This is a genomic window from Photobacterium sp. HL06 (assembly GCF_059552575.1).
Genome location: NZ_CM183915.1, coordinates 826222 through 839387 on the forward strand (window position 1 = coordinate 826222; position 13166 = coordinate 839387).

Annotated in this window: 10 protein-coding genes; 4 read left to right on the forward strand and 6 right to left on the reverse strand. The window is 45.4% G+C overall.

The features are described 5' to 3' along the window. Window positions 1–139 precede the first annotated feature (139 nt). The 3 genes from AC51G0_RS22225 (at window position 140) to AC51G0_RS22235 (ending at window position 4412) form a co-directional block, all read left to right on the forward strand. Complete coding sequence (locus AC51G0_RS22225; protein ID WP_496303825.1) at window positions 140–421, forward strand: hypothetical protein; 282 nt, start codon at window positions 140–142, stop codon at window positions 419–421. 365 nt (window positions 422–786) lie between these two features. Continuing rightward, a complete protein-coding gene (locus AC51G0_RS22230; RefSeq protein WP_496303826.1) occupies window positions 787–1893 on the forward strand; it encodes a polyamine ABC transporter substrate-binding protein in 1107 nt (368 codons plus the stop codon). Window positions 1894–1922: 29 nt separating this feature from the next. Continuing rightward, the gene (locus AC51G0_RS22235; protein WP_496303827.1) at window positions 1923–4412 is read left to right on the forward strand and encodes a bifunctional diguanylate cyclase/phosphodiesterase; all 2490 of its coding nucleotides are present in this window, start codon (window positions 1923–1925) and stop codon (window positions 4410–4412) included. 107 nt (window positions 4413–4519) lie between these two features. Here AC51G0_RS22235 and AC51G0_RS22240 read toward each other — a convergent pair whose 3' ends face one another. Both AC51G0_RS22240 and AC51G0_RS22245 read right to left on the reverse strand, forming a co-directional pair. After that, window positions 4520–6457 carry an alkaline phosphatase D family protein gene (locus AC51G0_RS22240; protein WP_496304180.1) on the reverse strand — a complete coding sequence of 646 codons (1938 nt, stop codon included), beginning with the start codon at window positions 6455–6457 and terminating at the stop codon, window positions 4520–4522. A 114-nt stretch (window positions 6458–6571) separates the two neighbouring features. Beyond that, complete coding sequence (locus tag AC51G0_RS22245; RefSeq protein WP_496303828.1) at window positions 6572–7456, reverse strand: LysR family transcriptional regulator; 885 nt, start codon at window positions 7454–7456, stop codon at window positions 6572–6574. Window positions 7457–7668: 212 nt separating this feature from the next. Here AC51G0_RS22245 and AC51G0_RS22250 point away from each other — a divergent pair, with 212 nt between their 5' ends. Continuing rightward, on the forward strand, window positions 7669–9039 hold the full coding sequence (locus tag AC51G0_RS22250; RefSeq protein ID WP_496304181.1) for an MATE family efflux transporter: 1371 nt from the start codon (window positions 7669–7671) through the stop codon (window positions 9037–9039). Window positions 9040–9126: 87 nt separating this feature from the next. Here AC51G0_RS22250 and AC51G0_RS22255 read toward each other — a convergent pair whose 3' ends face one another. The 4 genes from AC51G0_RS22255 to AC51G0_RS22270 form a co-directional block, all read right to left on the reverse strand. Beyond that, window positions 9127–10332, reverse strand: coding sequence for a NupC/NupG family nucleoside CNT transporter (locus AC51G0_RS22255; RefSeq protein WP_496303829.1), 1206 nt, complete (start codon window positions 10330–10332; stop codon window positions 9127–9129). Window positions 10333–10580: 248 nt separating this feature from the next. Beyond that, window positions 10581–11519, reverse strand: coding sequence for a LysR family transcriptional regulator (locus AC51G0_RS22260; RefSeq protein ID WP_496303830.1), 939 nt, complete (start codon window positions 11517–11519; stop codon window positions 10581–10583). 209 nt (window positions 11520–11728) lie between these two features. Further along, window positions 11729–12004 (reverse strand): nitrogen fixation protein NifW, encoded by a 276-nt coding sequence (locus AC51G0_RS22265; RefSeq protein ID WP_496303831.1) that lies wholly within the window; start codon window positions 12002–12004, stop codon window positions 11729–11731. A 198-nt stretch (window positions 12005–12202) separates the two neighbouring features. Next, the gene (locus AC51G0_RS22270; RefSeq protein WP_496303832.1) at window positions 12203–13099 is read right to left on the reverse strand and encodes a LysR family transcriptional regulator; all 897 of its coding nucleotides are present in this window, start codon (window positions 13097–13099) and stop codon (window positions 12203–12205) included. Window positions 13100–13166: the final 67 nt, after the last annotated feature.

The window sequence follows — 13166 nt, forward strand, 5'->3', positions numbered from 1 at the left end:
ATAAAGTATAATTTATACTAAATAGTATAAATTATATTTCCCAATGCCATGTGCCGAAGTAAACACCCTAATCGTGGTAGCGACTTTTTAACTACCACCAATTATAATTGATGGCTGTTTTAGAATTGCACTATACCTTATGAGCCAAAAACCTGACCGCACCACCGCAATGCGAATGATTATTGAACAAGTTAAGCAGGAGTTTCCACTTTACGATTCAGACACATTTGTTTGTGGCCCCGACAACAACTGTATTGGGTGCCCAAAGAAACTAATGGAAATCGTGGATACAGAATTAACTTACTGGGAACACGCAATCAATCGAGGTGTAACGCCAGATTTTGATGAACTATCACGATTCGGTAAGTTGTGCAAAAACGTCAAACGCGGGTTGGTTCGCAACAACAGGATCAAAAGCTGAAGGCTCTCCATAGGCTTTGAGCTAGCTGGCATCAATAACAACAAATATAACTAGCTCCTTACTTCGAAGACGATAGTTTACTTTCACTGTATTCATTTGCTGATACAGCGGTAGCCAGATGGTTCTTCTTTGGATATCTATTCTAAGAAGAACGGCGTGAAGAAAGCCATCTGTGTCCATATCGTTAGCCTTAAAAAACAATAATATAAAATGAAACTTCACAGTTTTATTTTTTGAGCGCATACGATTTTGGCAATTACAGCACCAAAATACCCCCTAAGTACATTTGACGAAATTGATTCCATATACCAACTTAGTTGATAGGAAACAAACTTAATAAGCGTGACTCATAGAGGAATTCATGGATGATGAACAGTGTTAAGGCGTCAACCCCAAAGGCACTGAAAGGCTCATTTCTCTCCGCTGCATTAGCAGCACTACTACTGACTCCTATGTATGCTGTCGCAGCGGGATCTCCTGATTCACCGTCTGAGATTACTTTTCTAACTTGGGGCGATTATATTGATGAAGAAATCGTGTCAAAATTCGAAACTGAATACAACGCTAAGGTCAACTTTGTTTATTTTGAATCGGATGATACTCGTGATGAAATTTTAACAACCTATGGTGCAGAAGGGTATGATTTGATACTTGTTGACTCCGTTAACATACCTTTCTACAAAAAATTAGGGTGGATCACCGACTTTGACAAGAAGATCGCCCCCAATCTTAACAGTGTAAAATTACCAACATTATCAAACCTGGAAAAAAGAGATCATACTTGCACACCTTATGCCTGGGGCACCACTGGCATTGCCTATCGGAAAGATCTAGTACCAGAGCCAATTACCAGCTGGCAACAAATCTATGATCCCACCTCTAAGCTACAAGGGAAAATACTCATGTCTTCTCTGGGTGAAGAGGTCATAGGCATGGCGCTGAAGTCTCTGGGCTATTCCATGACAAGTTCCGACATGAAAGAGCTTGAAGAAGCCCGTCAGCTACTACTTGCCCAGGCACCTTCAGTTGCCGGCTATTCTGCAGTGGTTGTAGACAGTGAGGAATCAAAACTCGTAACTGGCGAGATCACGGTGCTCCTTACTTATAGTGGTGATGCATTAATGTTAAAAGATATAGAACCACAAATTGAATATGTAGTGCCTGAAGAAGGAGGCGCCATTTGGGCTGATTTTGTTTGCCTGTCGGCAAAAGGTAACAACCCGGAACTAGCTCATCGTTTTACCAATTTTATCAACCGACCTGAGCAAGCCGCCCAAAATGCATTATATTTTTACAGTGCCACACCTAACAAGGAAGCAGAGAAACTGCTACCCGAGGAATTTCTGAATAACCCGATTATCTACCCTAATAAGAAAACAGTAGCATTATCTGAAACATATCAGCCATTGTCATTACGTACGAAAAAAAAACATAGCTCGATCATGAATGAATTGAGAGGAACATTGGAGTAAATATGGTTTCTTAGCTATTAGGTAGTAATATGCTGTTAAGAAAAAAAATAACCTTTACTCTTTTGACTATTTTTTTGCTGCAAATTGTGGTGCTGATCGTTCCTTCTTTCACGCTCTACCATAATTATATTAGCCAGCAAATGAAAGCGCATATCAGTGATTCCGTTGTACAAGTACAAAGTGCCCTAGATGACAAGCTAAATGCCGTAGAGGCTGACAGCGCCATTTTTTCTCAAAATGTTGTACTCAATCGTTATCTCCGTACCGAGGATTTGAGTATTCGTACTTATGTGATGCATGAAACATTATTGAAAGAGTTTTCCTCTTTTATGGCAGTTCACCCTGAGTACATTGAGATCAGCCTGATAATGACAGACGGCTATGAGGAAGTTTCACTACTTAAAAATGATTACAACAATAAAACCGATGAAGAACAAGATACCTTTTACTTCAAGGATATCGCCGAGTCGGCATCGGACTATAAAATAAACGCGCTTGTCGATCCTGATACCGAACAATGGGTATTGGTTGCTACAAGAAAGGTATTTCAACATAACTTAATTGAGCAAACGAAAACGACCAAGGCGGCTGTCAAAGGCTATCTGATTGTCAAGCTTACGTTTGATTTTATAAACTCATTTCTTGAAAATAACAATTTGGTCAGTGGTGGCTTTATTATTTTGCATGATGACAGCGGCACGCCGATCTTAAAGAAAGGGCACGCTGATATTCCAACCCATGCTTTGCAGACATTATTTAATGAAACCAAACAAAGTATTATCTCGGATACTGACAATTTTACGGTTAATGGTAACCCTTACCTTGTCGGACAGACAAAACTGATTAAGAACCTATATTACAGTATCGGATGGCCTGAATCAGAATTACACCAATTGTTAATCTCTTTGGGTTATACATCCATCATAAATAGTTTGATACTGACTGTTGGCAGTATGATTGTACTCTTCTGGTTATTGAACAAACAACTTGTCAAACCTATTCTTCATTTAGGTCTTGCGGCCAAAAAATTAGGCCAGGGGGAGCGTATTTGGAACTTCCAGCCAAAAAGCAATGATGAACTGTCGGGTCTCGCCGACACAATCAAGGAGATGGGATATGGCCTGATCCAGCAAAAACAACAAATGCATGAAATCGCCTACCTGGATAGCCTGACCAAATTGCCGAACCGACGACGGATAATCGAAGACCTAGAGCACCAGTACTCTTCCCCCAACGCAGGCCCACACGATATTGCCTTGCTTTTTCTTGATTTGGACGAATTTAAGCATATCAATGACACCATGGGACATGAGGCCGGTGACGAGGTGCTGATTGCAGTAGCCAATCGGCTCAAATGTACCTTGCGTGCAACTGATACCATAGATTATGTCACTGACGAAAATGGAACAATTCGATATAACCTTGCCCGGTTGGGCGGGGATGAATTTACTGTACTCTTGCTAGATATCAAAGACCGCAATGATGTTGAACGAGTTGCCGAGCGCATTCTTGATGCCTTTACCAGTACCTTCAATATAGCGGGTAAGGAATTAACCATCGGGATCAGTATTGGCATCGCTTTAGCAGCAGAAAGCGGAGAAACTGCGACAGAACTGCTAAAAAGTGCCGATATTGCAATGTATGACGCCAAAATGCAGGGTAAGAACACCTATCGTTTCTTCTCTAGAACTTCTGCTATTCAATCGCTCAAGGTCTTAGAGATCAAGGACGACCTTCAAAGGGCCATCGACAATAATGAACTGAAGCTGGCCTATCAACCACAGATTTGTGTGAAAAACGGAACCCTAGTCGGCTGTGAGGCGCTGTTACGCTGGTACCACCCTGAAAAGGGCTGGATACGTCCTGACGTATTTATACCGATTGCCGAAGAGTCCGGCTTGATTGTTCCACTGGGCCGATGGGTACTGCTAGAGGCATGCCACCAAATCAGAGAATGGCAATTTATGGGGTATCAAGTACCTCGCGTCTCGGTTAACGTGTCCTGTGTTCAGTTTGCAAGAGAAAATATACACCAGTTAATACTCGATTGCCTGGCAGAAACTGGAATCTGTGCTGAGTTCTTAGCTATAGAAGTGACTGAATCCAGCATAATGCAAGGGGTTGACCCAATTGTTCAGCTGGAAAAAATTCAATCAACAGGTGTCCGAATTGCACTAGATGATTTTGGTACAGGCTATTCCTCCTTAAGTGCCCTGAGAGGATTACCAATTAACGAATTGAAAATTGATAGAAGCTTTACCACTGACTTGAACAATGGCACTGATGGAAAAGCGATAGTTTCCGCCATTATTGCCATGGCACACCAACTAAATATGCAAGTTGTTGCTGAAGGGGTCGAGTCCAATGAAGAGTTGGCTTTCCTGAAAAAAAGGCAAACAGATATTATCCAGGGCTATTATTTCAGCAAGCCACTGTTAAAAGATGATTTTGCTGATTATTTGTCATCTCAGTCAGCTAATCAGAAAGAGAGCAATAGAAAGTTGCGACTCATGAAGTAGTAATCAAACATGCTGTACTTGTTTAGGATACGATTTGGGCTTGTAGCCAGAAAACCAGCTCTTCCTGAAGTTAAGAACGAGCTGACTTCATTTTTTAACTGGCGGTATTAGTTTTCTATAGGCGGAAAAGACACCGTTTCCCCTTCTGCAGTTAAGATCTCAACACGGCAAGGCTTACCATTACTATCAAGCCGCAACTCACCAATCGCACTGCGGTTAATCAAGCGGTGATTGCCTGTGGTATCTGGATCGCGTTTTTTGATCTTCAGCCGTTTACGCTTGGTAAGCCAGTTCAATGGCGAATGCGGGCTATACAATGCTCGGTCCATCACATCACAAACACGCAGCAAGGTATTGGGAAACTCATTTTTGATCCCGCTGGAAGTGATTTGGTAGATATTCGGGCTGCTGCGACGAAAACGCAGTTTCACATCATAGGCAAACGAATAGTGAACATCTCCAGATAGGATCACAAAGTTTGTTGGCGTTTTGGTATGGGTAAAAATACTAAGCAAGGTATTGGCTGAGCCCGGATGCGCCATCCAGTTTTCAGCATCGATCAACAGTGGCTGTCCTAGCCAGGTCATCCCTCTTTGCAGGGTTTCGATGAACTTCACACCAAACATGGGCGCTGCCGACACAATGATCACCGCCGGTTCATTGAGCAAGGATTGCTGTAGTTCGGTCAATGCTTCCCAGTCCATCAGGCCGGACGGCTTGTTCATTTTCGACTCGGAACGCCAGCGCCGGGTACGGGTATCTAGCACCAGCATTTTCGGTGTCGTCTCGATGGTGTAATGCCATTGTTCAAAGCGATACAGGAAATCAATCAACTGATCCTGATACTCACAGCTTGGCTGTGATAGGTAAGCGTTGACGTGCGCCATAAACTCATGGTCATCAAAATGTTCAGGGGCATTCCCCCACCCCTGGCACAGCCAGTAGCTGATCAGCCCATTGCCGATAATTCGGCGGGATAATAGGTTCTCATAAGCGGCTTTTTCCCAACCAACAGTGAGATTCCAATCATCGGTGACATCATGATCGTCAAAAATCATATAGGTCGGAATATGTGCCATTAAGCGCTGAACCTGCGGCAAACCTGCAACAAATTCATCGATATGCTGTTTTTCTTCATGCCAAAGCTGTTGCCACTTTGGTTCGAGTATCCGCTGGCCACATTGAAACCCACACTTTTTCAGCCGTTCGTCATCAACGAGTTGCCATAACTGCGGTGACCATACCAGCAGGTACATGGCAAAGAACTCACTGAAACTCATCAGGTGATTTTCACATTCCCGAGAGCTGAATATCGGCCTTCCCCGATTCGGTAGCCATTTTCTCAGCCCGTTATCTGACAGCCAGTTTCCGTTATCAACATAGTGGGGCAGGAGCTTGTCCCTGCCATAGAAGTTATAGCCATGTTGATACAGTGACTGGGTATTAGCGACAATTCCTTGGGAAAATGTCTCTTCTGGCAGTCCCAGCAGCCCGATAACCTGCTGAATGACATCCAGCATAGGCCCGGCGACATGATCGGCATAGATCTGATCACCGCTCATCATCAGCAAGGCCGGCCTTTCTGGTAACGGTTGCAAAGCCACTTTGCTATCAGCCGCCACCAAACTATCTTTACTCGGATAATGGGGGTTACGGCACGAGCCGTGCAGCACATAGTCAGCCTGCGTTTTGATACTAAATGAAAGACGTTGCTCTCCGGGATACAACAATGACGGCACCAGCTCGGTTATATCACCCTGCTGGGTCATCAGTTGATATTCCAGCGCCGTATCGACAGGAAAGTCCCCTTTCAGATTCGCCAACGTTACCCAAGCAAAACGACCGACCTGAACCTGTTCCCTGACCGTAATTCGTTCTGAATAGAATGACTGTTCGTCACCGGGATGAAAAAGGGAAAAACTTGCCTCTAAAGGTGCCGACGTCACGAGCCAAAGCGTTAGCTCTGTGGCGGTACATTTTCGCAGAATGGGACCTGCCAGCAGCAAAGGCAGGTTTTCGGAAGAAAAAGCGGTACTGGAATACATGGTTTGCACTAAATACCCGATCGATTTGGCTTTGGTGCCCTAATCATACCTCGATTTTGACCAAGAATTTGCTAGCAAAACGTAAAGTTATGCATAGATACCTCGTTACAGGTATCAGGTGTCTTTCCTAAACATCGTACTCAGCTCCGAGTACATCCAGGCCATGACCTTACCGTTACCTTTATCACGTCGTTTTACCACCCCCATCTCAACCAATAGCGAATCAGGGATATGCTCTGTTGAAAGCTCCACAAGCTTGCCAACATACCATTCCTCTTTGACCACGTGCTCAGGAACCAAGGCCCAGCCGACACCACGGATGACCAAAGCCGTAATATAGTAATAACTATCTATATGCCAATGACTAGATGATATTGGCTTGGCCTGGTCTTCCCCCATGCGATCCCGGATCACTAGCTGGCGATAACGGTTCAGATCACTCACGCTTGGGGCCGGAATAGATGCTAGCGGATGCTCGGAAGGAACAACCAGTGACTGGTGAAACTGACCAATCGACATAAAATCCAGAGAATCTGGTAAGCTTTTTAAGTGAAAAAGGATACCAATATCAGCTTTTTTCTCACTTACCCACCGAGCAATATCATCCTGTGAGCCATTGATGATCGTTAGCTTTAGCTGCGGGAACCTATCAGCGATCTTCTGAAAGAAATTCTCGAAAGACATAATCGGCACGGCCTCATCCATAGCAACCGTCAAGGAGATTTCTTCACCGGTAGAGACTGTCATCGCCCTAGATTGCAAGCGCTGACATTGCGCCAGTACGGCCTGTGCTTCAATGAACATGTCTTCGCCTTCTGGCGTTAACACGGGCAGGCGCGCACTGCGATCAAACAGATCAAAACCAAGATCCACTTCCAGATTGGTAATCGCGGTACTTACCCGTGACTGGGCTTTGCCAATTTTTCTTGCCGCTGCAGAGAACGATCCCTGATTAACAGCAGTGACAAACGCCTCCAACTGATCAAGTGTCCAATTCATTTATTTCCCTCGCATCTCGCATCTCGCATCTCGCATCTCGCATCTCGCATCTCGCATCTCGCATCTCGCATCTCGCATCTCGCATCTCGCATCTCGCATCTCGCATCTCGCATCTCGCATCTTACCAACCTATCCGAAAACCGGATAGGTACCAACTTTAATCAATCTGTATAACACGCATAATTCCTCCCAGATACAGGACAAACGAAATGATGACTATGCAAGAGAAAATAACTAATAATAACTCAGTAAACCGTACGTTCTGGCGCTACACTATCCCATCTGTCGCAGCCATGCTGGTCAATGGCCTCTATCAGGTCATCGACGGCATCTTTGTTGGCCACTACATTGGCTTTGAAGGCTTGGCGGGGATCAATATGGCATGGCCTATCATTGGTGTCATTATCGGCCTTGGGCTACTAGTGGGCATGGGATCCGGCAGCCTCATCTCGATCTATCGTGGCGAGGGAGCAACTGATAAGGCACGGGCCACGCTTTCGACAGGGTTGGGCCTCATTCTCCTTGGAGGTGTTCTCATGATGGCCTTAATCTCGGCTTTCGGACCAGCAATGCTTATCGCCCAGGGAGCAACTGGTCCAGCACTGGAGCTTGGCACTGAATATATTGACATTTTTGCCTGGGGAGCGATCTTTACCATTGCGGCAGGGGCTATGCCGATGTTGGTCCGCAATGATGATAGCCCGAACTTCTCTACGCTACTGATGATCATTGGTGCGCTCATGAATATCGCTCTCGATTATCTATTCATTGGCAAATTTGGTTGGGGACTGGAGGGAGCGGCTATTGCCACTATTTCCTCACAGATAACTGTGGTAGTGATTGCGATGGGCTACTTTTTTTCGCCATCTTCTCAGCTAAAGCTGAGTTGGATAACACTGGTATTCAGCCCAAAGCTGGCGACTAAATCAATCAGCTTGGGCACCTCAAGCCTCTTTATGTATGCCTATTTCAGTTTCATTATTGCCCTGCATAATCGACTGTTTATGGAATACGGCACTTCTGTGCATGTAGGAGCATTTGCCATTATCGGCTACCTAATGGTGATTTATTATCTGCTGGCTGAAGGTGTCGCTGGCGGTATGCAACCACCGGTGAGTTATTATTTTGGTGCGGGACAAGTTGATAAAATTAAAGCAACCCTAATTCTGGCGATTAAGGTGGTGCTCATTTCCGGGATTGGCGCTGTTATCTTGTTAAACCTGTTCCCTGAAACCATGATCAGCTTATTTAGCAACGGCGATCCAGCACTGATGAACGAAAGCGTAAACGGCCTGCGCCTGCATCTTTTTGCGATGTTCCTCGATGGCTTTATTGCCCTGGCTTCTGTGTATTTCATGGCCGTGAACCAAGGTGGGAAAGCACTGGCCATTTCGGCAGGTAACATGCTAATCCAGCTGCCGTTTCTCTACCTATTACCACAATGGCTTGGGGTTAATGGAGTATGGCTTTCTGTTCCGCTGTCAAATGTGGTTCTCTTTATGATTGTTGCGCCGCTGGTCTGGCAAGATATTCAGAGTAAAAGCAAGCCAGTCACAAGGATGAGCTTGGCAAAGAGCCATTAAACTCGACAAATAATAAAAGTCCCGACCGAAAGTCGGGACTCCCTTTCTTCTACATCAAACATTCATCCCTGAATCTATTTTCCGGCCTTAGAGCGACAAAATCACACCCGCGATAGCTGCACTCATCAAATTAGCCAGCACACCGGCAGCAATGGCACGGAAACCATTTTGAGAGATAAAGGTACGGCGCTCTGGAACCAGGCTACCTAGCCCACCAATCAAAATAGCCATAGTTGAGATATTGGCAAAGCCGCACAAGGCAAACGTCACAATGGCCATCGAATGGGTGCTCAGCTGATCTTTAACTTCCATCAACTGTATAAAGGCTACAAACTCGTTAACCACAATTTTGTTACCAATCAGCGAACCGGCTGTAACGGCTTCATGCCAAGGAACACCCAGCAGCCAGGCAACCGGAGCAAAGACATAGCCCAGGATAAGCTCGAAACTCAGCTCAATACCCACAAGATCACCGATATAACCCAGCATACCGTTCAACAGGGCAATCACACTGATAAATGCCAGCAGGGTCGCGCCAATAGCGACGGCGATGCGCAGCCCCGACATGGCGCCATCTGCCAAGGCTTCGACAACATTACTCGCGCGCGGTAGTTCGACTGACGTAATTTCATCTTGATCCAACGTGGTGTTGCTTGGCGGAAACAAGATTTTCGCCATCAACAAACCAGCAGGGGCTGACATAAATGCCGCAGCAATCAAGAAGTTCAGCTCAACACCTAAAGAGGCATAACCCACCAGCGTGCCACCAGCTACCGAGGCCAAGCCACAGGTCATTACCGCAAAGAACTGCGAATCACTCATGTTCTTCAGGTAAGGCTTCACCACCAGCGGCGCTTCAATCATGCCGACAAAAATATTCGCCGTTGCTGATAGCGACTCGGCACGACCAGTACCCAGCAACTTTTGCAGTGAACCGCCAATCAGGTTAATTACTTTCGGCATCAAGCCAATATGGTACAGCGCCGAAATGAGCGCCGAGAAGAAAATAATGATACCCAGCACATTGATAGCGAAAACAAAACCGACACTTCCCGTTGCCAGGCCACCGAACAGGAACCCAATTCCTTCCTGCCCGTAGTTAATCACGCTCGATACGGTACCAGTCACCGCATTCAGCGCTTCCTTGCCAGCAGGGACATAAAGCACCAGCAGCGCGAAGGCCACCTGTAAGCCAAATGCCAATGAAACAGTTCTGAGGGGGATATTGCTGCGATCTTTCGACAATAGCCATGCAAAAAGCAGAATAGCTGCGATACCTAACAACGATGTCATGAGTGAACCTTTGGAACCTAATAGAGTTGAGGCGCGCATTCTAGGCAAAGAACTCATTCATGCAATATCAGCTTGTTAACGGCTTGTGGCACACCAAAAGCCACCCACACGCATAAAAATTATATAATTGATTTATAAGGGTTTAATTTCAAGCCTTCCGTTATTGTTGCCAGATAGAAAAGATATTTTAGCCAGTGCGAAAAACAAGCATGGCATTCATGTGTGTTTTTCCACCATTTTCATCCCCTTTATAGTTTCACCAGCGGCTTTAGGGCTTTATCCCAATAAGGCGTTTCACCGATATACTCTCTAAAAAATCCAATCACGGCCGAAATTTTTCGTGGCAAATGCTTACGGCTCGGGTACACAGCATAAAATGGCATACTCTGATCAGCCTTCCACTCCGGTAATAGCTGGATCAATTTGCCGTCACGAAACTCATTGGTTAACAGGTAACTCGCCAAATAAGCCACGCCCCAGCTAGAAATTGCCGCGTCACGAACGGCTTCGGCCAAATCAACCCGATAGTTGCCAGAGACCGTAACACACAGCGCCTCATTAGGATTGGAAAACGACCAGGTACTGTAGTTGCGCTGACGGCTTTGGTAGGTCAGGCAATTATGACTGACCAGATCATTGGGATGATGCGGCACAGGATGGTTAATCAGGTAGTCAGGGGAAGCCGCCAACACAAAACGCGTATCAGCCAACCTTTGGGCGACATAGCCTTCAGGGATATGTTCATAGTTAGTGATCCAGAGATCGATACCGTCTTCGAGCATATTGGCCTTATGATCAAACAAGCTGACTTCAACCTGCAACTCAGGGTATTGCTGACGTAGCTGCTCTATTGCCGGAATAATATGCATTGTGCCGAACGACTGCGATAACCCCAATCGCAGCACACCTGCAACTTCATCACGGACATCATCCATAATGGCATCCGCATCCTGAACAGCATTCACAACTTGCTCGCAGTAACCCGCAAAGCGCTGGCCGGCTTCAGTCAGGGTAAAACTACGGGTAGTTCGCTGTACCAGTTTCACATTAAGCTCCGCTTCCAGGGCTCCTAGTTGTTTACTAACATGAGAAGTCGATACCCTCAGCTGCTCAGCCGCCGCTGTAAAGCTGCCTGCTTTAACCAGTATGTGGAATATAGCCATCTGGCCTGCTCTATCATGTATCAAAGTACTGGTGCCCCGTTAACTATCAATTGTCACTTCTTGCAGTATGGCTGCGATGCCAGACAAAAAAGGGCGCTAAGTGTAATGGATTCAGTAAAAAAGTCACCTTCTCCTCAGGCTGTAGTGAATGTGATGCCTCAGTGCTCCCCGAAGCCTGGGGGCTCCCTCCGACATTTACATTGATTTGCCTGGCGAAAAGGCTGGCTAAGTATTTAACGGCGCTGACACGAAGTACACCCTCGACAAGCAGAGCGGGAGTGGGGATCTAAACGGCTTCGCTGTACTTTGCAATATGCATTTTTCAGTGCGCGACGAGCTGAAAACCAATCATCTGGTTTTTCAAGTAGCAAGTAGCCGTTAAAGCGTTTCACTAATTGCGTACGGTATTCATTAATAAAACGGCTATCAAAGCCAATTTCAAAATGCTCTAACGCTTGCTCTATTGATGTAAAACTAGCGATAGTTTGTTGAATATCGGTTTGGCTCATAATCTAAACTGATAGAGATATTTCCACAAGTTTAAGAGAGCATGGAAACTCAATCATTGATGTAACACGTATTTCGCTCAATTTTATATGTTGTTGTCAAAACATAGGAGCTAAACAGCCATTAGGTGTACTTATTGAGCACACGCACTAGATGACTGTTTTATTAATACCGTGGACAACACAAGCCTTTGTAAAAACTCATATCATGTATAAGTTGTTAGACTCCAACCATTGCTTTACCGCGAGATTAAAAGTTACCAGCTTTTTGGGTGTTACGCGCCTTTGGGCATATATGAGACTCAGTTTATGAGCTTTTACTGACCAGTCAGGGAAAACATGAGCAAGTTCACCACTCTCGATAAGATCTTCAACTTGATAATACGGCAAGCTTGCGACCCCCACTCCCTGTATAGCTAGCTCTAATATTGAATTATAGGTGTTAGAGCGAATGCTTCCTGTCACTTCAACATCATAGCTTTGCTCGTTACTAATAAGCTCCAGTTGATTCCAGCGCTCATTTTGACAGTTAAGAATGAAGGTGCATTGATGAATATCTTCGATAGCCGCCAGTCTTTTCCCTTTGCCGTAATTAGCGCTACAAACCAACACATTTCGGATGTAACCCAGATCTTTGGCAATGACATCGCCTGGTAATTCATCATAAGCCCGAAAAGCGACATCAAAATCTCCGGACTCAATTTTCTTTTTCATAGGGCCAAAATCGAGAATTAAGTTAACCTTCGGGTATTGTTGTCTGAAGGATGGGATCACATGACGACAAAGTGCTCGACCAAACTCGATGGGCGCTGTGACTTTCAGGTCACCAGCGACTTCCTGCGTAATATCTTTTACACGCATCTCAGCCTCAGTGGCCAGTAGCTGAATTTGCTTCGCCTTTGTGTATAACTCTTCCCCGACTTCGGTAAGGCTGATTGATCGGGTAGTCCGATGGAACAACCTGGAATTCAACGCCTCCTCAAGCTTCTGAATATGACGTGACACCAGACCTTTAGATACATCGAGTGTCTCTGCAGCTTTGGTGAAGCTACGCTCTTCGGCTACTACACGGAAGGTTTGCAAATAGGTCAGATTCATTAATTGGCATCATTTAGTAAACAGTGTTGTCATTTTCTGTTGTTTTCCTCTCAATCTCAACCACCTA

Excerpts from the sequence above, each read along its gene's own strand:
- AC51G0_RS22250 (WP_496304181.1), top strand. The coding sequence starts at position 7,669 with ATGACTATGCAAGAGAAAATAACTAATAATAACTCAGTAAACCGTACG.
- AC51G0_RS22235 (WP_496303827.1), top strand. The coding sequence starts at position 1,923 with ATGCTGTTAAGAAAAAAAATAACCTTTACTCTTTTGACTATTTTTTTG.
- AC51G0_RS22265 (WP_496303831.1), bottom strand. The coding sequence starts at position 12,004 with ATGAGCCAAACCGATATTCAACAAACTATCGCTAGTTTTACATCAATA.
- AC51G0_RS22245 (WP_496303828.1), bottom strand. The coding sequence starts at position 7,456 with ATGAATTGGACACTTGATCAGTTGGAGGCGTTTGTCACTGCTGTTAAT.
- AC51G0_RS22240 (WP_496304180.1), bottom strand. The coding sequence starts at position 6,457 with ATGTATTCCAGTACCGCTTTTTCTTCCGAAAACCTGCCTTTGCTGCTG.
- AC51G0_RS22225 (WP_496303825.1), top strand. The coding sequence starts at position 140 with ATGAGCCAAAAACCTGACCGCACCACCGCAATGCGAATGATTATTGAA.
- AC51G0_RS22255 (WP_496303829.1), bottom strand. The coding sequence starts at position 10,332 with ATGACATCGTTGTTAGGTATCGCAGCTATTCTGCTTTTTGCATGGCTA.
- AC51G0_RS22270 (WP_496303832.1), bottom strand. The coding sequence starts at position 13,099 with ATGAATCTGACCTATTTGCAAACCTTCCGTGTAGTAGCCGAAGAGCGT.
- AC51G0_RS22230 (WP_496303826.1), top strand. The coding sequence starts at position 787 with ATGATGAACAGTGTTAAGGCGTCAACCCCAAAGGCACTGAAAGGCTCA.